General features: G+C 62.2%; 20 protein-coding genes and 1 riboswitch. Of the genes, 11 read left to right on the forward strand and 9 right to left on the reverse strand.

Annotated elements, in window-relative coordinates:
- Window positions 1-4: 4 nt before the first annotated feature.
- On the reverse strand, window positions 5-364 hold the full coding sequence (gene gcvH / locus R1W00_RS10865; protein WP_317262760.1) for a glycine cleavage system protein GcvH: 360 nt from the start codon (window positions 362-364) through the stop codon (window positions 5-7).
- An 11-nt stretch (window positions 365-375) separates the two neighbouring features.
- On the reverse strand, window positions 376-1,506 hold the full coding sequence (gcvT, locus tag R1W00_RS10870) for a glycine cleavage system aminomethyltransferase GcvT (protein ID WP_317262924.1): 1,131 nt from the start codon (window positions 1,504-1,506) through the stop codon (window positions 376-378).
- A gap of 135 nt (window positions 1,507-1,641) precedes the next feature.
- Window positions 1,642-1,731, reverse strand: a riboswitch (glycine riboswitch).
- Window positions 1,732-1,794: 63 nt separating this feature from the next.
- On the opposite strand from gcvT, the gene R1W00_RS10875 reads away from it, so the two are divergent.
- Window positions 1,795-2,385: a gamma-glutamylcyclotransferase family protein gene (locus R1W00_RS10875; RefSeq protein WP_317262761.1), complete on the forward strand. Its 591-nt coding sequence runs from the start codon at window positions 1,795-1,797 to the stop codon at window positions 2,383-2,385.
- Here R1W00_RS10875 and gltX read toward each other — a convergent pair.
- Window positions 2,351-3,676: a glutamate--tRNA ligase gene (gene gltX / locus R1W00_RS10880; protein WP_317262762.1), complete on the reverse strand. Its 1,326-nt coding sequence runs from the start codon at window positions 3,674-3,676 to the stop codon at window positions 2,351-2,353. The two genes, R1W00_RS10875 and gltX, sit on opposite strands and share 35 nt — an antisense overlap.
- A 201-nt stretch (window positions 3,677-3,877) precedes the next feature.
- Between gltX and R1W00_RS10885 the strand changes: the two genes are divergently transcribed.
- Both R1W00_RS10885 and R1W00_RS10890 read left to right on the forward strand, forming a co-directional pair.
- Complete coding sequence (locus R1W00_RS10885; protein WP_317262763.1) at window positions 3,878-4,807, forward strand: MBL fold metallo-hydrolase; 930 nt, start codon at window positions 3,878-3,880, stop codon at window positions 4,805-4,807.
- Between the two features lie 117 nt (window positions 4,808-4,924).
- The gene (locus R1W00_RS10890; RefSeq protein ID WP_317262764.1) at window positions 4,925-5,872 is read left to right on the forward strand and encodes a hexose kinase; all 948 of its coding nucleotides are present in this window, start codon (window positions 4,925-4,927) and stop codon (window positions 5,870-5,872) included.
- Here the strand turns inward: R1W00_RS10890 and R1W00_RS10895 are convergent.
- Window positions 5,869-7,527, reverse strand: coding sequence for an NAD+ synthase (locus tag R1W00_RS10895; RefSeq protein ID WP_317262765.1), 1,659 nt, complete (start codon window positions 7,525-7,527; stop codon window positions 5,869-5,871). The genes R1W00_RS10890 and R1W00_RS10895 overlap by 4 nt on opposite strands.
- A 126-nt stretch (window positions 7,528-7,653) precedes the next feature.
- On the opposite strand from R1W00_RS10895, the gene R1W00_RS10900 reads away from it, so the two are divergent.
- A complete protein-coding gene (locus R1W00_RS10900) occupies window positions 7,654-9,183 on the forward strand; it encodes an MORN repeat-containing protein (protein ID WP_410901546.1) in 1,530 nt (509 codons plus the stop codon).
- Here R1W00_RS10900 and R1W00_RS10905 read toward each other — a convergent pair whose 3' ends face one another.
- The 3 genes from R1W00_RS10905 to R1W00_RS10915 all read right to left on the reverse strand — a co-directional run bounded on the left by R1W00_RS10905 (window position 9,184) and on the right by R1W00_RS10915 (window position 12,014).
- Window positions 9,184-9,753: a hypothetical protein gene (locus R1W00_RS10905; RefSeq protein WP_317262766.1), complete on the reverse strand. Its 570-nt coding sequence runs from the start codon at window positions 9,751-9,753 to the stop codon at window positions 9,184-9,186.
- Between the two features lie 66 nt (window positions 9,754-9,819).
- Window positions 9,820-11,349, reverse strand: coding sequence for a cryptochrome/photolyase family protein (locus R1W00_RS10910; protein ID WP_317262767.1), 1,530 nt, complete (start codon window positions 11,347-11,349; stop codon window positions 9,820-9,822).
- Window positions 11,343-12,014 (reverse strand): SDR family NAD(P)-dependent oxidoreductase, encoded by a 672-nt coding sequence (locus tag R1W00_RS10915; RefSeq protein ID WP_317262768.1) that lies wholly within the window; start codon window positions 12,012-12,014, stop codon window positions 11,343-11,345. Before R1W00_RS10915 ends, R1W00_RS10910 begins: the two co-directional genes overlap by 7 nt.
- Before the next feature lie 274 nt (window positions 12,015-12,288).
- On the opposite strand from R1W00_RS10915, the gene R1W00_RS10920 reads away from it, so the two are divergent.
- The 7 genes from R1W00_RS10920 (at window position 12,289) to R1W00_RS10950 (ending at window position 20,579) form a co-directional block, all read left to right on the forward strand.
- Complete coding sequence (locus R1W00_RS10920) at window positions 12,289-13,857, forward strand: 2-isopropylmalate synthase (protein WP_317262769.1); 1,569 nt, start codon at window positions 12,289-12,291, stop codon at window positions 13,855-13,857.
- 198 nt (window positions 13,858-14,055) lie between these two features.
- The gene (locus tag R1W00_RS10925) at window positions 14,056-15,093 is read left to right on the forward strand and encodes a rod shape-determining protein (protein WP_317262770.1); all 1,038 of its coding nucleotides are present in this window, start codon (window positions 14,056-14,058) and stop codon (window positions 15,091-15,093) included.
- Window positions 15,094-15,131: 38 nt separating this feature from the next.
- Window positions 15,132-16,034, forward strand: a complete 903-nt coding sequence (mreC, locus tag R1W00_RS10930) for a rod shape-determining protein MreC (RefSeq protein WP_317262771.1) — start codon at window positions 15,132-15,134, stop codon at window positions 16,032-16,034.
- Window positions 16,031-16,549 (forward strand): rod shape-determining protein MreD, encoded by a 519-nt coding sequence (locus R1W00_RS10935; RefSeq protein WP_317262772.1) that lies wholly within the window; start codon window positions 16,031-16,033, stop codon window positions 16,547-16,549. The genes mreC and R1W00_RS10935 overlap by 4 nt, the downstream gene beginning before the upstream one ends.
- A 12-nt stretch (window positions 16,550-16,561) precedes the next feature.
- Window positions 16,562-18,505 carry a penicillin-binding protein 2 gene (gene mrdA / locus R1W00_RS10940; protein ID WP_317262773.1) on the forward strand — a complete coding sequence of 648 codons (1,944 nt, stop codon included), beginning with the start codon at window positions 16,562-16,564 and terminating at the stop codon, window positions 18,503-18,505.
- Window positions 18,502-19,650, forward strand: coding sequence for a rod shape-determining protein RodA (gene rodA, locus R1W00_RS10945; RefSeq protein WP_317262774.1), 1,149 nt, complete (start codon window positions 18,502-18,504; stop codon window positions 19,648-19,650). Before mrdA ends, rodA begins: the two co-directional genes overlap by 4 nt.
- Window positions 19,647-20,579, forward strand: a complete 933-nt coding sequence (locus tag R1W00_RS10950) for a glyoxylate/hydroxypyruvate reductase A (protein ID WP_317262775.1) — start codon at window positions 19,647-19,649, stop codon at window positions 20,577-20,579. The genes rodA and R1W00_RS10950 overlap by 4 nt, the downstream gene beginning before the upstream one ends.
- Here R1W00_RS10950 and R1W00_RS10955 read toward each other — a convergent pair.
- Both R1W00_RS10955 and R1W00_RS10960 read right to left on the reverse strand, forming a co-directional pair.
- Window positions 20,576-21,367, reverse strand: coding sequence for an SseB family protein (locus R1W00_RS10955; protein ID WP_317262776.1), 792 nt, complete (start codon window positions 21,365-21,367; stop codon window positions 20,576-20,578). The two genes, R1W00_RS10950 and R1W00_RS10955, sit on opposite strands and share 4 nt — an antisense overlap.
- On the reverse strand, window positions 21,360-21,983 hold the full coding sequence (locus R1W00_RS10960; RefSeq protein ID WP_410901547.1) for a uracil-DNA glycosylase family protein: 624 nt from the start codon (window positions 21,981-21,983) through the stop codon (window positions 21,360-21,362). Before R1W00_RS10960 ends, R1W00_RS10955 begins: the two co-directional genes overlap by 8 nt.
- Window position 21,984: the final 1 nt, after the last annotated feature.

Consider the following 21,984-nt stretch of genomic DNA (forward strand, 5'->3'; position numbering starts at 1 on the left):
CAGATCAGCCGATAAAGTCTTTGTAAGCTGCCTCGTCCATGTACGAATCCAGTTCGGACATGTCCGCGATCTTCATCTTGAAGAACCACGCCTCGCCCAGCGGATCCTCGTTCACGCGACCGGGGTTATCGGGCAGGGTTTCGTTCACTTCGACGATTTCGCCGTCCAGCGGCGCAAGGATGTCCGAGGCGGCCTTGACGCTCTCGATAACGACGACCTCATCATCCTTGGCGACCTCGGTGTCGACCTCGGGCAGTTCGACAAACACAACATCGCCCAGCTGTTCCGCCGCGTGTTCCGTGATGCCGACAACGACCAGATCGCCTTCGACGCGCAGCCATTCGTGTTCTTCGGTGTATTTCATGGGGGTGTTCCTTAGCGCTTGTAGGTTGAGGGGCGGAACGGCAGGTCGGCCACGGTAGCAGGCAGACGCTTGCCACGGACCTCGCCGTAAACTGTGGTGCCGATGGCGGCGTGTTCGGTGGTGACATAGCCCATGGACATGGGCCGTTCGATCGACGGGCCAAACGCGCCCGAGGTGACCGTGCCAATCGGATCGGCGTCGGTGTCATTGGCGAAAATCTGGGTGCCTGCGCGCATCGGCGCACGGCCCTCGGGCAAAAGGCCCACGCGTTTGCGCGGCGCACCATTGTCCAGTTGGGGCAGGATCACATCGGCCCCGGGAAAGCCACCGGCGCGGTCCCCGCCCGTGCGGCGGACCTTTTGGATCGCCCATGTCAGGTCGCCCTCAACCGGCGTGGTGGTCGTGTCGATGTCATTTCCGTAAAGGCACAGGCCCGCCTCCAGACGCAGGCTGTCGCGCGCACCAAGGCCGACCGGCTCGACATCACCGTGCTCCAACAGGGCGCGGGTGAACGCCACCGCCTGATCCGCAGGGACCGAGATTTCGAACCCGTCCTCACCGGTATAGCCCGAGCGGGAAATCCACAGTTCCCCAAACGCGGTCGGGGCCGTTAGCACATCCATGAACCGCATATCCGCGACACCCGCCGCGATGGGTGCCAGTGCCGCCTCGGCCGACGGGCCCTGCAGCGCGATCAGCGCGCGGTCGGTGAGTTCGGTGATGTCACAGGTGTCAGACAAATGCGCGCGCAGATGGGCGATATCGGCCTCTTTGCAGGCGGCGTTCACCACCAGAAACAGGTGATCGCCACGGTTCGCAAACATCAGATCGTCGAGAATGCCGCCCGTGTCGTTCGTGAACAGACCATAGCGCTGCCGACCCTCGGCCAGCGCCAGAACACTGACGGGCATCAACCGCTCAAGCGCGCGGGCCGCCGTTTCATAGGTCCCGTCCTTGGCGCGCAGGATCACCTGCCCCATGTGGCTGACGTCGAACAGGCCCGCCGCCGCGCGGCAATGCAGATGCTCTTTCATCACCCCGGCGGGATATTGCACCGGCATCTCATAGCCAGCAAAGGGCACCATTTTCGCGCCCAGTTCCACGTGTAAATCAAACAATTCCGTCCGGCGTAATTCGGCCATGTACAACCCCGTATCGCCGGAACGCCCGGCATCGCGCATACGACCCCCATGGCCGCAGAATCGATGCCCCCTCTGTCCGTGTGCCTGAGATCGTTATCCCTTCGGCGGGGGCGGTGACCCCTCTCTCCAGAGTTTATGATCCGCAGCGGTCCATTTTGCCTGAGAGTTTACCGGGGCGGTTGCTCCTTCGGCACTGGCTAAACCAGATTCTCCCGTGCGGATGTCGATTTAATTAGCTCAAGCGTCGCATTTGGGCAAGGCCTTGCGCGCAGCAAAAGGATCGCAAATATGGGACCCATGTCTGATGCTTATTTCTTTGGCTATGGGTCGCTGGTGAACCGTAAAACCCATGCATATTCCGATGTGCACCGCGCGCATTTGCGCGGGTGGCGGCGGGTCTGGCGGCAAACGCACCTGCGCAATCTGGCGTTTTTGTCTGTGGAACGCGCGCCCGACGTGGCGATTGACGGGCTGATCGCCGCCGTTCCGGGGGCGGATTGGGACGCGCTCGACGAACGGGAAATGGCCTATCACCGCAGCCATATTTCGGACGGCCTGACCCATCCCGGACCGGATACGGCGCGCGTCGAAATCTATCAGGTCTCGCCCCGGAACATGACCGACGGGGCGCATCCCATATTGCTGAGCTATCTGGATGTGGTGGTGCAGGGCTATCTGGCCGAATTCGGCGCGGATGGCGTGGCGGCGTTTTTCGAAACCACCACCGGTTGGGACATTCCGATCATGGATGACCGATCCGCCCCGTTCTATCCGCGCCACCAACAGCTTGGCAGCGCGGAGAGGGATCTGGTCGACGCGGCCCTAGACCGCATCGGGGCCGAGGTCAGACCGTCGGCTTGGTTTGCAACAGTGCCATAACATCGGCCATTTCGGGGCCGCGCGCCTGACCGGTGACGGCCTTGCGCAGGGGCATGAACAGGCCCTTGCCCTTGCGGCCGGTCGCCTCTTTGACCTCTGCGGTCCATGTGGCCCATGTGTTGTCGCCATAGGGCGGTTCGGGCAGCATCGACAGGGCGGTCGCGATGAACTCGGCGTCCTCGTCGTCGACAACGGCGGTCGCGCCGTTCTGGAACAGGTCCCACCAGCCGGCCATGTCGCCCTTGACCGTGATGTTCTCGCGCACAACCGACCAGAACTTTTCTGCCTTGTCCGCAGGCACGCCCAGCGCGGCCACATCATCCGCCACAGCCTCCAGAGGCAGACCATGCAGATACCGCGCGGTCAGCGGGAACAGGTCCTGTTCGTCGAATTTCGTCGGCGCCGCGCCAAAGTTCGAGATGTCGAACCCATCAACCAGTTCGTCCATGGAGGTGCAGAGCTCAACCGGCTGGCTGGACCCCAGACGCGCCATCAGCGACAGCAGCGCAAAGGGTTCGACCCCACGTTCGCGCAGATCGCGCAGGGCCAGCGTGCCCAGACGTTTCGACAGGGCCTCACCCTGTGGGCCGGTCAACAGCGAATGGTGTGCGAACGACGGCACATCCCCGCCCAGCGCGCGGATGATCTGGATCTGGGTCGCTGTGTTCGTCACGTGGTCCGAACCGCGCACAACATTGGTCACACCCATCTCGGTGTCATCGACAACCGAGGCCAGCGTGTACAGGAACTGCCCGTCACCACGGATCAGAACGGGGTCAGACACGCTTGCCGCGTCGATCGAGATATCGCCAAGGATACCGTCGGTCCATTCGATGCGTTCGTGGTCCAGCTTGAAGCGCCAGTGGCCCTGACCGCGCTCGGCGCGCAGGGCGTCTTTTTCGGCCTCCGACAGGTCCAGCGCGGCGCGGTCATAGACCGGCGGCTTGCCCATGTTCAGCTGTTTTTTGCGCTTGAGGTCCAGTTCGGTCGGCGCCTCGAAACACTCATAGAAACGACCGATCTCACGCAGCTTTTGCGCGGCGTCCTCATAGCGTTCAAGGCGTTCGGACTGACGCTCTACGCGGTCCCATTCGATGCCCAGCCATTCCAGATCCTGCTTGATCCCGTCGACATATTCCTGTTTCGACCGTTCCGGATCGGTGTCGTCCAGACGCAGGATAAACGTGCCCCCCGCCTTGCGGGTGATCAGGTAGTTGAACAATGCCGTGCGCAGGTTCCCGACGTGCAGGTAACCGGTCGGAGACGGGGCAAAACGGGTAACGGTGGTCATGGCAAGGCCTCTCTTTCTTGGCGTCGTGCTGTTTCATAGACCGCGCGATTTGTCCATAGAAACGGGCGCGAATGGGCCCAATCCTCCGGCGATTAACCGGCATCTGCCCGCCGATGACACATCACTCGCTAAGCTGTGAAATGGAATTTGTGCGAATCCGACCTAGTGTCCCCTGCATAACCACTTAACCGGAGCTTTGTTATGTCCATTTCCTTGACCCGTCGTCAGGCCCTTTTGGCCGGTGCTGCGGCCCCCATCGCGGCCAGCATCGCCGCATCCACGCCGGCACGCGCCGCCGCCCCGCAACAGGGCGTCGCGACCCCCAAATTCAACCGCGTGATGCTGGGCGAGTATGAGGTCACCACGCTGTTGGCCGGCAGCCGCCCCGTGCCTGAACCCCACGGCATTTTCGGCCTGAACGTCGATGACGAAGAATTCGCCAAGGTCTCGGCAGATGCCTTTATCCCCACCGATGTGGCGCAGTTCTTTTTCACACCCACGCTGATCAACACCGGTTCGTCCCTGATCCTGTTTGACACCGGCCTGTCCGCCGAGGGCACCGTGGCCGCGGTCAACGCCGCAGGCTATGAGGCCGATCAGATCGACACCGTTGTCATCACCCACATGCATGGCGATCACATCGGCGGCCTGACCGATGACGCGGGCCACGCAACCTTTGCCAATGCGTCCTACCTGACGGGTCGCGCGGAATTTGACCACTGGTCGCACGCCGACAATGACGGGTTCAAAGCCAAGGTCGCCCCGCTGGCCGAAAAGTTCGCGTTCCTTGAGGACGGCGACGCGCCGGTCGCGGGCATCCACGCGATGGGCGCATCCGGCCACACCCCCGGTCACATGGGCTATGTCGTGGAAAGCGGCGGCAAGAGCCTGTTGATCGGGGCCGATTTCGCCAACCACTATATCTGGTCGGTCCAGCATCCCGATTGGGAAGTGCGCTTTGACATGGATAAGGCCGCTGCTGCGAAAACCCGCCGCAAAATCCTGGACATGCTGGCCGCCGAGAAAATGCCGTTCATCGGCTATCACATGCCCTTCCCCGGCATGGGCTATATCGAGGCCAAGGACAGCGCGTATCGCTATGTTCCGGCCAGCTACCAGTTGGTCCTGTAAGGCGACACCGCCGACATACGATGCATAAAATGGCCGGGGAATTTCCCCGGTCATACTTTTTTGGGGGTTTGACAGACGCGCCTGAATAGACAGGATGACGCAAACGAAAGGCCGCCCATGAAAGACATCCTGACGATCACGTTGAACCCCGCGCTGGACCTGTCCAGCCAGACCGGCCATGTCGAGGCGGGGCCGAAACTGCGCTGTGCCCATCCTGATGAGGACGCAGGCGGCGGCGGGATCAATGTGGCGCGGGCAGTGCGTACACTGGGCGGCAATGCGCGGGCCTTTGTGGCGGCGGCGGGACCGTCGGGCACCAAGGTTCTGAACCTGCTGCTGGCCGAGGGCGTGAACGTCGTTCCCTTTGCCAGCCCCGGCGAAACCCGCGTCAGCCTGTCGATAATCGACCAGACCACCACGGGCCAGTACCGGTTCATCATGCCCGGCCCCGTCTGGGGCACGTCGGATTGTGAGCGCGTCCGAGGCGCCATCCTGTCCCACGCCCGTACCGGCGGGATGGTCGTGTTCAGCGGTAGCCTGCCACGCGGATTGCCCGTGTCATTCTACAGCGACCTCTGCCCCGAATTGTTGGACAAGGGATGCAAGGTCGTGATGGACACCTCGGGCCTTGCCCTGACCCATCAGGCGCAAAACGCCACCGCCCCCGCCAGCATCCTGCGTATGGACGCGCATGAGGCCGAAACGTTGGCCAAACGCGACCTGCCGACCCGCGAACACAGCGCGGATTTCGCCGCCGAACTGATCGAATGCGGCGCGGGTCAGGCGGTTATCATCGCGCGCGGGGCCGAAGGCTCGGTTCTGGTGGACGGGGAGCAGCGCCTGTTCGTCACCGCCGCAGACGTCCCCGTCCGCAGCAAAACCGGCGCCGGAGACAGTTTCGTCGCGGGGTTCACATTGGCCCTTGCGCGCGGGTTGGACATCTCGACCGCCATGACCCACGGCGCCGCCGCAGCCAGCGCGGCCGTCATGACCGACGCAACCGACCTGTGTGACGGCGATCAGGCCATGGCCCTGCGCGCCGCCTGTCAGGTCAGCGCCCTTTAGCTAGTGTCGCGCCAACGGTTCACGATCGGATAGCGCCGGTCCAGCCAGAACGCCCGCGGTGTCAGACGCGCACCCGGTGCGGACTGGAACCGCTTGTATTCGCTGATATAAACCAGATGCTCGACCCGCTTGATGGTCTCGCGGTCATATCCGGCGGCGACGATCTCGGCGACTGACTTTTCCTCGTCGATCAGCATGGTCAGGATCGCGTCCAGCACGTCATAGGGCGGCAGGCTGTCCTCGTCCTTTTGATCCTCACGCAGCTCGGCACTGGGCGGTTTGTCGATGATGCTGGTCGGGATGACCTCGCCCACCGGACCCATCATCCAGTCGCGGTGATTGTCATTGCGCCAGCGGCACATCTCGAACACCCGTGTTTTATAGAGGTCCTTGATCGGGTTATAGCCGCCCGCCATATCGCCATAGATCGTGGCATAGCCCACCGCGACCTCGGATTTATTGCCCGTGGTCAACAGCATCTCGCCAAACTTGTTCGACATCGCCATCAACAGCAAACCGCGCAGGCGGGATTGGATGTTTTCCTCGGTCAAATCGGGCTGCAACCCCGCAAACAACGGGGCAAGGGTTTCGGTGATCGCCGCGCGTCCCTGTGCAATCGGGACATAATCGTAATGACAGCCCAGCGCCTTTGCCACGGCCTCGGCATCGTCCAGCGACCCTTGTGACGTGTATTCGGACGGCAGCATCACACAGCGCACATTGTCCGCCCCGATCGCATCCGCCGCAATCGTCGCCACAATCGCGGAATCGATCCCGCCCGACAGGCCCAACAGGACCTTTTTGAACCCGCTCTTGCGCAGGTAATCGCGCAGGGTTTCGACCATCACGCGATAGTCCTGCTCCCACTCATCCGGCAGGTGCGCCTTGTCGCCCTCAACCGCGCGCCAACCGTCGTCCGTGCGCACAAAATCGACATGGCACAGACCCGTGTCCATCGCGGGCATCTGCACGGCCAGCTTGCCACCGGGGTTCAGGACAAAGGACGCGCCATCAAACATCTGGTCGTCCTGTCCGCCCAACATATTCAGATAGACCAACGGCAATTCGGTCTCGACCACGCGGGACACCATGATCGACAGGCGTTCGTCATGCTTGTTGCGGTGATAGGGCGACCCATTGGGCACCAACAGGATTTCCGCACCGGTCTCGGCCAATGCCTCACACACCTCTTCGCCCCAAGCGTCCTCACAAATAGGGGTGCCGATGCGCACGGGGCCAACCGAATACGGACCATTGATCGGGCCGGAATCATAGACGCGTTTTTCGTCAAACACGGTTTCATTGGGCAAACGGTGTTTGAACACGCGCGTGACGATCTCACCGCCGCGCAGAATGTAATAGGCGTTATAAAGATGCCCATGCGCCGCAAAGGGGCCGCCGATCCCGATAGTGGGACCATCTGCACAATCGCGCGCCAGTTGTTCAATCACAGCCATCGCATCGGAGGTAAAGGCCGGTTTCATGACCATATCCTGCACCTGATAGCCGGTCAGGAACATCTCCGGCAGGGCCAGCATATCGGCGCCCGCGTCCTTGGCCGCCTGCCATGCCTCGCGCGCTTGGGCGGCGTTGCCGTGGAAATCACCGACGGTCGGGTTCAGCTGGGCAAGGGTCAAACGGAATTGATCGGCCATGGCGTCCTCATAGATTACAGGGCCGGTTTATCAAAACCACCGGCAAGTGCCAGCCGATTGATTGTGAAAACCGTTGTAAGGCCCCGTCTGGTCCATTAGCTTGGCGCGCATAATGAAGGTCAAGGAATGACCACGCGCAAGAGGGCTCTCGATCAGATGGCGGGCAAGATGAACATCCGTACGGCACTTTTTCTATCCGTGGCCTGTCTTTATCCCGCTTTCGCCACTGCCCAGGACAACGGCCCCGTCGAAACGAAACAGTTCGACGATGGCGGGATTTACGAGGGTACCTTTGTTGACGGCAAGCCGGACGGGCGCGGGACCTACCGCCTGCCCAACGGGTTCGAATATTCCGGCCAATGGGAAGACGGCGAAATCCGTGGCACGGGCGTCGCGCGGTTCCTGAACGGCGCGGTCTATGAGGGGAACTTCGAGAAAAGCAAACCCCACGGGTTCGGCAAGATCTCCTTCGCCTCGGGTGGCACCTATGAGGGAGAATGGGTCGATGGCGCGATCACCGGCACCGGCGTCGCGGTCTATGCCAACGGTTCGCGCTATGAGGGTGAGTTCCTGAATGCCCGCCACCACGGCCAAGGCATTTTGACCAGTCCCAATGGCTATATCTACGACGGCATGTGGGTCGGCGGCGTCAAAGAGGGCAAGGGCAAGGTCACCTATGCTGATGGCTCGACCTATGAGGGCGGGCTGCAGGGCGGTCTGCGCTCGGGTCAAGGGACATTGGTATCGCCCGACGGTCTTGTCTATGTCGGCGCGTGGAAGAACGGCCAGATCAACGGCCTTGGCAAACTGACCCAGCCCACCGGCGAGGTCTATGAGGGCCTGTTGGTCAACGGCGAACGCCACGGCACGGGCAAGATGCTTTATGCCAATGGTGACATCTATGAGGGCGAGTTCCAGAACGACCACCGCCAAGGCACCGGCACCCTGACCGGCAGCGACGGGTTTGCCTATGTGGGCGGATGGCTGGACGGTCGGATTGAGGGCCAGGGCACAGTCACCTACCCCGATGGCACGGTCTTTACCGGCACGTTCCGCGACAACCTGCCCGATGGCACAGGCGCGATCACCTATACCGACGGCTCGACCTATGAGGGCGAATGGCGCGGCGGCGTGATTGAGGGCCGCGGCACCGCAACCTTTGCCGATGGCATGGTCTATGAGGGCGAGTTCCAGAACGCCCTGTTTGACGGTCAGGGGACCTCGACCCTTGCCAATGGCGATGTGTATGCGGGCGGCTGGCAGATGGGCAAACGCCACGGTCAGGCGGTTTATACCTTTGCCGATGGCTCGGTCCTTGAGGGGACCTTTGCCAATGGCACCGTGTCGGGCACCGCGACCTATCGCGGCGCGGACGGGTTTATCTATGACGGGGAATGGCAGAACATGCAGTTCCACGGCCAAGGCACCGCGACCTATCCCAATGGCGACGTCTATGAGGGCACGTTTGAAAACGGCATGCGTCAGGGTCAGGGCACAATCCGGTACGCAGGTGGTGAGGTCGAAAGCGGCGTGTGGTCCAACAACCTGCTGACCACGCGCGATGGTGATGCGCCCAGCACCGATCCGGTTTCGCCCGAAACGACGGAACCCGAGACGACCGAGGCTGAGGCGACCGAGGCCGCCCCGGCCGAATAATCACCCCTGCTGGGCCGCGGACAGCGCCACCAGTTCAGGGCGAATACGTTCCTCAACAAAGGACACGGGCACGGTATCGACCGTAACCACCCCGCGCACGGTCAGAACCGGCACGTTCGCATCGCCCTGCATCAGGGTCTGGCGCACCTTGGTCCGCCCGTTGAACCGCTCCATGATATGGGGCGGCAGAGATGCGCTAAACGTCTCGCGGTTTTGCAACGTGCCGGCCAACGCCACGCCAAACGGCGTGTCCGTGGTTTCCAGCAGAACCCGCGCCCGCAGCGGCAGGCGTTCCGGCGTGTACCAGTTGTCCGCGTCGAGCAGTGGCACATCGCCCCGCTTCAACGTGATTGCGCGGTGGCGCACCACCTCCCCCTCGGCGGGCTTGAGCAGATCGCGCCCCAGCTGCGGCAATTCGGTGCCGCCCGATTCCGGTTTGATATCGGCATAGAGGTCCCCCTCTCCCAGCCCGCGAATTTCGCACCACACCTGTAAGGCGGCGGTGACGCTGAACGTGGTCAGCAGGGTCTCACACAAATGCAAAACGATTGGATCTAATGACTTATCCATGAACTCATCCCAAAAATATACGCCACCTCCGGTCTAGCGCGCGTGGGTTGAGCCGGTCAATCAAACTCAGACGGGATCGCCGCGATCAAGGCGCTCCAGCACCGTCTCTGCGTCGGAAATAATCGCATCGCGTTTACCCGCGTCCATCTTGTCCCATGTGCGATACATCATGCCCATGCGGCCATTGCCCTGAAACCGGTCGCGGTGACGATTCAGGAAATGCCAGTAGAGGACGTTGAACGGACAGGCCTCTTTGCCGGTTTTATCGCCCACTTTATACGCGCAATCGCCGCAATAATCCGACATCCGGTCGATGTAGGAGCCGCTACTGACATAGGGTTTTGAGGCAACGATGCCGCCGTCGGCGAATTGGCTCATCCCGATGGTGTTGGGGGCCTCGACCCACTCAAACGCGTCGATATAGACCGACAGATACCATTCATGCACCTGCGCGGGATCAATCCCCGCCAAGAGGGCGAAATTGCCGGTCACCATCAGGCGCTGAATGTGGTGCGCATAGGCCAGATCGCGGGTTTGCCCGACGGCGGCGCGCATGCACGCCATGCCGGAGTCCCCACCCCAATAAACGGCGGGCAGATCGCGGGTGTGGTTCAGAGTGTTCTGGGCCGTATAGTCCCGCCCCTTAAGGAAATAGATGCCACGGATGTATTCGCGCCAGCCGATGATCTGACGAATGAACCCTTCGACCGCGTTCAGGGGGGCATCGCCGTCGCGATAGGCGGTCTCGGCGGCCGCGCAGACCTCGCGCCAGCCCAACAGACCGATGTTCAGATAGGGTGAGATCAGCGCGTGATAGAGAACCGGATCATCGGCCAGCATCGCGTCCTGATAATCGCCAAAACAGGGCAGCGCGTTTTTGATAAAGTGATCCAGAACCTGCAGTGCCTGATCGCGGTCCGTGGCATAGGCAAACCCGTCAACCGTACCGAAATGCCCGTCAAACCGGTCCGTAACCAGATCCATTACAGCGCGCACCGTGTCATCGGGTTCAAACCGACAGGGACCCAGTTTAAACAGATCACCGCGCGCGGGCTTGCGGTTGTCCTGATCGAAATTCCACTGCCCCCCGCAGGGATCATCCCCGTCCATCAACAGACCGGTTTTGCGCCGCATCTCACGATAGAAATATTCCATCCGCAGGGATTTGCGCCCCTCGGCCCAGCGTTCAAACTCTGCATGGCTGGCCAAAAACCGCGTGTCCTGTCGCATTTCAACGTGCAAGGGCAGATCGTTCAGCGCGTCGATCAACCGCCATTCGCCGGGCTCGGTCAGGACGACTTGATCGGTCTCGAACTCTTCGGCGCGGCGCAATAGCTCACCGCATATCGACCCCGCATTGTCTGGGTCGTCCAAGGTGGTATAAGCGACCTCCCACCCCGCATCACGCAACTGATCGGCAAACTTGCGCATCGCCGACAGGATCAGGGTGATCTTTTGCGGGTGATGAGGGACATAGGTGCCCTCATCCGCGACCTCGGCCATGACGACCACATCGCCCGCCTCGGGGCCATCCGACAGGCAGGACATCTCGGGCGACAATTGATCGCCAAGGATCAGGATCAGACGCTTTACCACGGGATCACCTTGCCCGCCCAATCAAAGAAGCCGCCGGTGTCTGTGACGTCCAACCCGTCCATCACGCGGATCAGGTTTTGGGCCGCCTCATGCGGGGGCACGGCGGGATGGCGGCCCACGTATTTGCGGGTCAATTCCGTTTGAACCGTGCCCGGATGCAGGGCGACGGCGATAGCCTGTTTATGGGTACGGGCCAGTTCGATTGCCGCGCCGTGGACGATCTGGTTCACCGCCGCCTTGGCCGCGCGATAAGCGTGCCAGCCGCCCAGACGGTTGTCACCAATGGACCCCACCCGCGCCGACAAAACCGACAGAACCGCGCGCCCATCGCGTGGGATCAGGGGCATCACATGTTTCAACACCAAGGCCGGTCCCATCGCGTTCAAACGGAACTGCGCCATCAACCGGTCGGCGTCGAGTTCACGAAAACTCTTTTCCGGTCCGTTACCGTCGATTTCCAAACCGCCCGTCGCCACGATGATACGGTGAAACGGACCATCCACCCCAGACAGGGCGCGGGATATCGACTCCTCATCCGTGATGTCCAACCCGTCGCCCGACCGCGACAGGCCGACAACCGTTTCGCCGCGCGACGTAAGCGCGTCACATAGGGCCGTGCCGATGCCACCACTGGCCCCGATGATAAGAGATTTCTGAGCTTCCATAGGGGTGAGCTATCGCGCCCATCCTGCCGGTCAACGGCGCCATGCGACGTTTTGACAAAATTGGGGTTTTCCTTGGAACAAAACCGCGTATATTCCGCCCCCATGACACGGGACTTTCATATCACCACAGTTGCACCGGCCTTGGCCGCGCGTGCCCTGTCGACCCGTGCCCTGCTACTCCTTAGCTGCCTCTGAGCGTGCCTTGGCGCGACCGCTCAGGGGTGGACCAGCGCCAGGTGATATTTGCTAGGGTTTAGACAAGAAAGATACGAAAATGACCGACACGACTGCACAGGATCAGGTCCTGATTTTTGACACCACGTTGCGCGACGGGGAACAATCCCCCGGTGCCACGATGAGCCACGCCGAAAAGCTTGAGATCGCGGCGATGCTGGACGAAATGGGTGTCGACATCATCGAGGCCGGATTCCCGATCGCATCCGAAGGCGATTTCCGCGCCGTCAGTGAAATTGCCGCCAACAGCAAGAATTCGGTGATCTGTGGTCTGGCACGCGCCAACGCGACGGACATCGACCGCTGTTTCGAGGCCGTGAAACACGCCGCGCGGCCCCGCATCCACACGTTCATCGGCACCTCGCCCCTGCACCGTGCAATCCCGAACCTGAGCATGGATGAAATGGCCGACCTGATCCACGAAACGGTCAGCCATGCGCGCAACCTGACGGACAACGTGCAATGGTCGCCCATGGACGCCACGAGGACCGAGCACGATTACCTGTGCCGCGTCATCGAAATCGCGATCAAGGCCGGTGCCACCACCATCAACATCCCCGACACTGTGGGCTATACCGCCCCGCGTGAAAGCGCGGATTTGATCCGTATGCTGATTGAACGGGTACCGGGTGCAGATGAGATCGTTTTTGCAACGCACTGCCACAACGACCTTGGCATGGCGACGGCAAACGCGCTGGCCGCGGTTGAGGCCGGTGCGCGCCAGATCGAATGCACCATCAACGGTCTGGGCGAACGCGCGGGCAACACCGCGTTGGAAGAGGTCGTTATGGCCCTCAAGGTGCGCAACGACATCATGCCATTCAAAACGGGCATCGACACCACCAAGATCATGCAGATCAGCCGTCGCGTCGCCTCGGTCTCGGGTTTCCCCGTGCAGTTCAACAAGGCGATTGTCGGTAAGAACGCCTTTGCCCACGAAAGCGGCATTCACCAAGACGGCATGCTGAAGAACGCAGAGACGTTCGAAATCATGCGTCCGACCGACATCGGCCTGTCCGATACGAACCTCGTGATGGGCAAACACTCGGGCCGTGCGGCATTGCGCGCCAAGCTGAACGATCTGGGCTATGAGCCGGGCGATAACCAGCTCAAGGACATCTTTGTGCGGTTCAAGGCCTTGGCCGACCGCAAGAAAGAGGTCTACGACGAGGACCTGATCGCCCTGATGCAGGACACCCAGACCGGCGAGGCCAGCGACCGCGTTCAGGTGAAATTCCTGCGCGTGATCTGTGGCACCGAGGCCCCGCAATCGGCCGATCTGACCCTGACTGTGGACGGTGTGGACCAACAGGTCACCGCGACGGGCGATGGCCCCGTGGATGCGACGTTTAACGCGATCAAGTCGATCTTCCCGACCAAGGCGCGTCTGGAACTCTACCAAGTGCACGCCGTGACCGAAGGCACCGACGCTCAGGCCACCGTTTCGGTGCGTCTGGTCGAGGATGGCAAGATCGCGACCGGCCAATCGGCGGACACCGACACCGTGGTTGCCAGCGCCAAGGCCTATGTCAACGCGCTGAACCGGTTGGAAGTGCGCCGCGAAAAGACCGGCAGCGACAAAAAAGAAGTGTCCTACAAGGATCTCTGATCCAGAAACCGGTCACAACACGATCAAGGGGGCGAAACCGCCCCCTTTTTTCTTGCAAACACAACCAATGCGGCAAGAACGCGCCGGTTTGGGTGTTTCTGCCTCTTTTCCACAAGGCCCGCGCCGCCTATAACGCCCCATGACCGCGCGCGTTTTGCAGAGTCGCGGCACAGGCATGGGCAAGGGGAAGGCCGGATAATGGCAGGTTTTGGCGGTTTGTTTTCGTCGGATATGGCGATTGACCTCGGCACGGCGAACACGCTGGTGTACGTAAAAGGGCGCGGGGTTATCCTGAACGAACCCTCTGTGGTGGCGTTCCATGTCAAAGACGGGCGCAAACAGGTTCTGGCCGTTGGCGAGGACGCGAAACTGATGCTGGGCCGGACGCCCGGTTCCATTCAGGCGATCCGCCCGATGCGCGAAGGTGTCATTGCCGATTTCGACACCGCCGAAGAGATGATCAAATACTTCATCCGCAAGGTGCACAAGCGCACGACCTTTACCAAGCCCAAGATCATCGTCTGTGTCCCCCATGGCGCGACCCCCGTTGAAAAGCGTGCGATCCGCAACTCGGTCATGCAGGCCGGTGCGCGTCGTGCGGGCCTGATCGCGGAACCCATTGCCGCCGCGATTGGCGCGGGCATGCCCATCACCGACCCGACCGGCAACATGGTTGTCGACATCGGTGGCGGTACGACCGAGGTGGCGGTTCTGTCCCTTGGCGATATCGTTTATGCGCGCTCGGTGCGTGTCGGTGGCGACCGTATGGATGAATCGATCATTTCCTACCTGCGCCGTCAGCAAAACCTGCTGATCGGGGAATCCACCGCCGAGCGCATCAAGACCTCGATCGGGACCGCGCGGATGCCCGACGACGGGCGCGGCGCGTCGATGACCATCCGTGGCCGCGACCTGTTGAACGGTGTGCCCAAGGAAATCGAGATCAATCAGGCCCAAGTGGCCGAGGCCCTTGCCGAACCTGTTCAGCAAATCTGCGAGGCGGTGATGACCGCGCTTGAGACCACGCCGCCGGATCTGGCCGCCGATATCGTGGACCGTGGCGTGATGCTGACCGGTGGTGGTGCGCTGCTGGGCGATCTGGATCTGGCCCTGCGCGAGGAAACCGGTCTGGCCATTTCGGTCGCCGATGAATCGCTGAACTGTGTGGCCTTGGGCACCGGCAAAGCGCTGGAATATGAAAAGCAACTGCGCCACGTCATCGACTACGACAGTTGATGGCGGCGCGCCGTGCCCGTCCATAATGCGGGGGTGACGTGGCGAACGATCGCAACAACACGGAATACATGCGCCCGATCCGGCGTATTGTCGTTGGGGGGCTGGTGGTGTTTCTGCTGGCCCTGTTCCTGTTGTGGCGCATCGACAGTCCCCGCGTCGAACGGTTCCGCGCCAACCTAACCGACCGCTTTGTGCCCAGCTTTGACTGGGCGCTGCTGCCTGTCACCAAGGCCATCGAGATGGTCGAGGGGTTTCAGTCCTACGCGCGTATCTATGACCAGAATCAGGAACTGCGCCGCGAATTGCGCCAGATGAAGGCGTGGAAAGAGGCCGCGCTACAGCTGGAACAGGAGAACGCGAAGCTCTTGGACCTGAACAAGGTGCGTCTGGACCCCAGCCTGACGTTCATCACAGGTGTCGTTCTGGCCGATAGCGGATCGCCCTTTCGCCAGTCCGTGCTGCTGAACGTCGGGGCACGTGATGGGGTTGTGGATGGCTGGGCCACGACCGACGGTCTGGGCCTGGTCGGGCGCATTTCCGGCGTGGGCCGCGACAGCAGCCGCGTGATCCTGCTGACCGACAGCAACAGCCGCATCCCGATCACCATCCAACCCTCGGGCCAGCGCGCGATCCTCAGCGGGGACAACTCGGCCGCGCCGTTGATTGAGTTCCTTGAGACCCCCGACGCCGTGCGCGCGGGCGATAGCGTCGTGTCCTCGGGCGATGGCGGTGTGTTTCCCGCCGGTTTGCTGGTCGGGCAGGTTGCCATTGGCACGGACCGGCGCATGCGCGTGCGCCTGACCGCCGATTACGAACGTCTGGAATTCCTGCGCGTGCTGCGCAGCCACGCCAATGAGGTCATCACCGATCCGGGCAGCCTAATTGCGCCCGCGCAGATCGGCCCGCCCGCGCCGTCTGAGGCGGCGGAGGCCAGCCAATGATTGATCCCGTCACCAGTCAGCGTTGGCTCTACCGGTCGCTGTTTGTCGGGATCTGTATGGTCATCGTGTTCTTTCAGATCCTCCCGCTCAGCACCCTGCCGACCACTGTGCCGGGACCGGATCTGTTGCTTTGCCTGACGTTTGCATGGGTGCATCGCCGCCCCGAATTCGTGCCGCCCCTGTTGATCGCACTGGTGTTTCTGACCGTTGACATGCTGACCCAGCGGCCACCGGGGTTGCGGGTTGCGCTGATCCTATTGGCGGTGGAGTTCCTGCTCAGCCGTCACGACGACAGTTCGCAAATGCCCTTTGCCGCCGAATTGCTGTTTACCGTCTCGGCCATCGTCGTTCTGACGTTGGGTTACGGGATCGTGTTGCGCCTCTTGGCGGTTGCAGATGCGCCATTGCACCTATCTATGATACAGATGGTGGCGACGATCCTGTTCTACCCGCTGGTGGCGGGGGCGTCGCATCTGCTGTTGTCCCGCGCGGGCGGGACGGGCGATTTGGACTGATCCGGAACCGACATGCGTTACACACCCAAGGATATCGAGGCCAGCAGCCGCAAGATCACCCGTCGCGGGCTGATCCTTGGCGGGGTGCAGGTGGGGTTCATGTCGGTTCTGGCCCTGCGGATGCGGCACATGCAGGTCGATCAGGCGGACCAATACCGTCTGCTGGCCGAGGAAAACCGCATCAACCTGCGCCTGTTGCCGCCCTCACGCGGGTTGATCTTTGATCGCAACGGGCGGCCCTTGGCCACCAACGAACAGAACTATCGCATTGTGGTCGTGCGCGAGGACGCGGGCGACGTGGATGAGGCCCTTGCGCGGATCGCGCATTTCGTGCCGATGTCAGACGATGACATGGAGCGCGCCAAGCGTGAAATCCTGCGCCGCAGCCCCTTTGTCCCCGTCACCATCGCCGACCGTCTGACATGGGACGAGGTGGCCGAGGTCGCCGTGAACGCCCCCGCCCTGCCCGGTGTCACGCCCGAGGTCGGCCAATCCCGCGCCTATCCCTTGTCCGAGGATTTCGCGCATATCATCGGCTATGTCGGTCCGGTCAGTGACTATGACCTGTCCAAGCTGGAAGATCCCGATCCCTTGCTGCAAATCCCGCGGTTCCAGATCGGCAAGAACGGGGTTGAGGCGCGGCTTGAGGAGCAACTGCGCGGCAGCGCGGGCACCAAACGCATTGAGGTAAACGCCGTTGGCCGCGTCATCCGCGAGTTGGACCGCACGCCGGGTCAGGCGGGCGCGAATGTGCAGCTGACCATCGATCACGGGCTACAGAATTTCATGCGAGCGCGTCTTGGGGCCGAAAGTGCGGGCGCGGTGGTGATGGACGTCAAAAACGGCGATCTGCTGGGCATCGCCTCGGCGCCCAGCTTTGACCCCAACAAGTTCGTGCGCGGGATTTCGGTCGCCGATTACCGCGAACTGACCGAAAACCCCTATCGTCCGCTGGCCAACAAAACGGTTCAGGGCACCTATCCCCCCGGCTCCACGTTCAAAATGGTGACGGCCCTTGCCGCACTTGAGGAAGGCGTGATCGGCCCCGATGAAACCGTCTATTGCCCCGGTTTTGTTGAAAAGGGCGGTCGGCGGTTCCACTGCTGGCGGCGCGGCGGGCATGGCAACGTCGATCTGGTCAAAAGCCTCGAGCAATCCTGCGACGTCTATTATTACGAGATCGCCGAACGCGTCGGCATCGACAAGATCGCCGCAATGGCGCGCCGCCTGGGTCTTGGCGAACGCCACGATGTGCCCCTGCCCGCTGTGGCAAGCGGTCTGGCCCCCGACAAGGCATGGAAACGCGAAACGCGTGGCGCGGATTGGGTTGTGGGTGATACGCTGAACGCGTCCATCGGTCAGGGCTTCGTGCTGGCCTCACCGCTACAGATCGCCGTGATGACGGCCCGTATCGCCAGTGGACGCGCGGTCGCCCCGCGTCTGGTCAAATCCATCGACGGGATTGAACAGGCCGCCGCCCCTGCCGAGGCGTTGGACATTTCGCCGACCAATCTGGAACACATCCGCCAAGGCATGTTTGCCGTTTCCAACAACCGGCGCGGCACGGCCTATCGCACCCGCGTGGTCGATGACGCCATGCGCCTTGCGGGCAAAACCGGCACCAGTCAGGTGCGCAACATCACCGCCGCCGAGCGCGCCCAAGGTGTGTTTCGCAACGAGGACCTCCCGTGGGAGCGGCGCGATCACGCGCTGTTCGTGGCCTTTGCCCCCTATGACGCGCCCGAAATCGCGGTGTCGGTCGTGGTGGAACATGGCGGGGGTGGCTCGACCGCCGCCGCGCCGATTGCCCGCGACATCGCCTTGCGCGCCCTATATGGCGAGGTGCCGCCGCTGTCGGCCTATCCGTCCGATCAGCGCGGCCAAATTCAGGCGCTGTTCCGTGATCTGCCGCTGATCGACGTGACACCCACCCCGACCGGACGCACCCGCGCATGAGCTATCTTGAGTATCAACAGAAAACCGTCCCGACCGGATGGCGCAAGGTTCTGCATTTGAACTGGGCACTGGTCCTGTTGCTGGCCGCCGTGGCAAGCGTCGGGTTCATGATGCTGTTCTCCGTTGCGGGCGGGTCGCTGCGCCCGTGGGCCGATCCGCAGATCAAGCGGTTTATCATGGGCATGGGGTTGATGTTCTTTATCGCCTTTGTGCCCATCTGGTTCTGGCGCAACATGGCGGCCGTGGCCTTTGGCGGCTCAATCCTGTTGCTGTTGGCGGTCGAATTTTTCGGCGCCGTCGGCATGGGCGCGCAACGCTGGATCGACCTTGGGTTCATGCGGTTACAGCCCTCGGAACTGACCAAAATCACCGTCGTGATGATCTTGGCGGCATATTACGACTGGCTGCCGATGGAAAAGGTTTCGCGCCCTCTCTACGTGCTGATCCCCGCGATCCTGATCCTGTTGCCGACGGGGTTGGTGTTGACCCAACCCGACCTTGGCACCGCGTTGTTGCTGATGATCGGGGGGGCGACGGTGATGTTTGCTGCCGGTGTGCATTGGCTCTATTTCGCGGTGGTAATCGCGATGGGTGTCGGGTTGATCGCCGGTGTGTTCCTGTCGCGCGGCACGCCGTGGCAGTTGCTGCAGGATTACCAATACCGCCGGATCGACACGTTTCTGGACCCGTCCACGGACCCCCTTGGGGCGGGCTATCACATCACGCAATCCAAGATCGCACTGGGCTCGGGCGGCTGGACGGGACGCGGGTTCATGCAGGGCACGCAAAGCCGTTTGAACTTTCTGCCCGAAAAGCATACCGATTTCATCTTCACCACCTTGGCCGAGGAATTCGGGTTCATCGGCGGGTTCTCTTTGCTGGTGCTTTACGGGTTGATCATCCTGTTCTGTCTCGGTGCGGCGATCCGCAATAAGGACCGGTTCTCGTCGCTGCTGACCGTGGGGATCGGCATGACGTTCTTCTTGTTCTTCGCGCTGAACATGTCGATGGTCATGGGCCTTGCGCCGGTGGTGGGCGTGCCCCTGCCCTTGGTTAGCTATGGCGGCTCGGCCATGCTGGTGCTGCTGGTTGCCTTTGGCCTGATCCAGAGCGCCTATGTCCACCGACCACGGAGCAAAGTATGATCACCGTCCTTTTCGCCGCCGCCGAGCGCGCGTGGCCCGAGTATGAAACCGTTCTGCCCGCCGCCTTGGCCGAGGCGGGGTTGGACGCGACCGTGATCCGCGACACGGACCGGCCCGAGGACGTGGATTACATTGTCTATGCGCCCAACGGCACCCTGACGGATTTCACTCCCTATGCGAACGTCAAGGCGGTGCTTAGCCTGTGGGCCGGTGTCGAAAAGATCGTCGGCAACACCACCATCACCTGCCCCCTGTGCCGTCTGGTAGACCCCAGTCTGGCCCAAGGCATGACCGAGTGGGTCGTGGGTCAGGTGTTGCGCCATCATCTGGGGTTGGATCGCTATATCAAACGCGACAGCCGCGATTGGGATCAGGTGACCCCGCCCTTGGCGTCCCAGCGCAAGGTGACGATCCTTGGTATCGGTGAATTGGGCGCGGCCTCGGCGCGGGCGCTGCGGGCCTTGGGGTTCGACGTCCATGGCTGGAGCAACAGCCAGAAAGAGATCGACGGCGTCACCTGTTACGCGGGTGCAGGCGGTTTGGAACCGGCGCTAACGGGGGCGGAGATTGTGGTCCTGTTGCTGCCCGACGCGCCGGGGACGCAGAACGTGATCAATGCGGAAACCTTGGCGCATCTGGCGCAGGGGGCGGTCATCATCAACCCCGGTCGCGGGCCGTTGATCGACGACGACGCCCTGATCGACGCGTTAAATTCCGGTCAGCTCTCGCATGCGACGCTGGACGTGTTCCGGCAGGAGCCTCTGCCGCAGGATCACCCGTTCTGGTCCCATGCGGGCATCACCATCACCCCCCATGTCGCCAGCGAAACCCGCCCGTTCTCGGCGGCCAAGGTGATCGCGGAAAACATGCGCCGCGCCGAGGCGGGCGAGGCGTTGATGCACGTCGTGGACCGCGAGCGCGGCTATTAACGCAGGATCGGCGGCTTTTCCGGATCGCGACCGGGGGCAGACGGACCGGCGGTGTTCGGCGCCTCGGGTTCGGGTACATCAAACCGCAAGCCAACCTTGGCCAACAGGGCCGACACCGGATCGGACGGTTTGAAAAAGCCGACGTCGATACTGCCCGCCTCAATCCCGCTAAAAGTCAGGGCCTCATTCGCGGCGCGGGCCAAGGCGGGTTCCGCCCCAGGGATCGCATCGACAAAGGCCAGCATCGTCCCCTTGGTCCCGTTGTCATAGGTCACACCCACCAGATAGGCATAGCGCGCCAAACCCGCCGCCGTGACCAGTTTCGCGTCCAGCCCGACGACCAAGGCCTCGGGGACATGGGCGGGGGCGATGAACTCCTCAACCCGCGCTTCGACCTCATCGGGGCCATTGGCGACCACGGACACCATCCAATCCACCGCGCCTGCGGGCAACAGCATCTCGGACGTGCCGGTATCAAGGTTCACCCCAAGGCCGATCCCCTGCCCCTCTAGCATCGTAACCAACGTGCGCCCCGTCGCGCCGATATAGGGCGCGGTTTTGCCGACAAAGGCCGCCAAACGTTCCTCACGATCAAAGACCAGCACGAACGGCTGACCCTCCACCGTATAGATGTCGGGGGACACGTTATCGCCGTCGGGTTCCTTTTCCAGCAACAGGAACAGTTCGCTGTCGATCAGCCGTTCGAAAAACCGCAAGCGCGCGGCGTCGTCTTCGGGCGCGGCTTCCATTGCGGCGTGGGCGATATCCAGCGCGGTCTGTTCAGTCATCAAGAACCTCTTTCACTCGGGCCTGCAGGACGGGGATCAATTCCGTCTCGAACCATGGGTTTTTACGCAGCCAAGCCGTATTGCGCCACGACGGATGAGGCAAGGGAAAGACGTCCGGCGCGACATCACGCCAAGCCGCCACCGTGCGCGTCACGCCGCCCTTGGCCGCCGCGCCCATGTGGAATTTCTGGGCATGACCGCCCACAAGGATGGTCAGTTTCACGTCGCGCAAACCGTCCAGAACGGGACGATGCCATGTCTTGGCGCATTGGGGCGGCGGCGGCAGGTCGGACCCTGCCGCGTTATAGCCCGGAAAACAGAACGCCATCGGCACGGTCGCCACGCGCGACAGGTCATAGAACGTGTCCGCGTCCATCCCCAACCAATCGCGCAGCCGGTCGCCCGAACGGTCAAAGAACGGTTTGCCCACCTGATGGACCTGCATTCCGGGTGCCTGTCCGGCGATCAGGATACGTGCGGTCGACCGGAACCACGTGACAGGGCGCGGGTCATGGGCGGTATGGGTCGCCGCGAACCGGTCCGCGCACAGACGACAGGCGCGGATGTCCGCCTGAACCGCGTCCAAGGCATCGCCGGTTGTGATGTCGCTTTGCATG

Source organism: Rhodovulum sp. FJ3, assembly GCF_032918305.1.
Classification (GTDB): Bacteria; Pseudomonadota; Alphaproteobacteria; order Rhodobacterales; family Rhodobacteraceae; genus SAT37.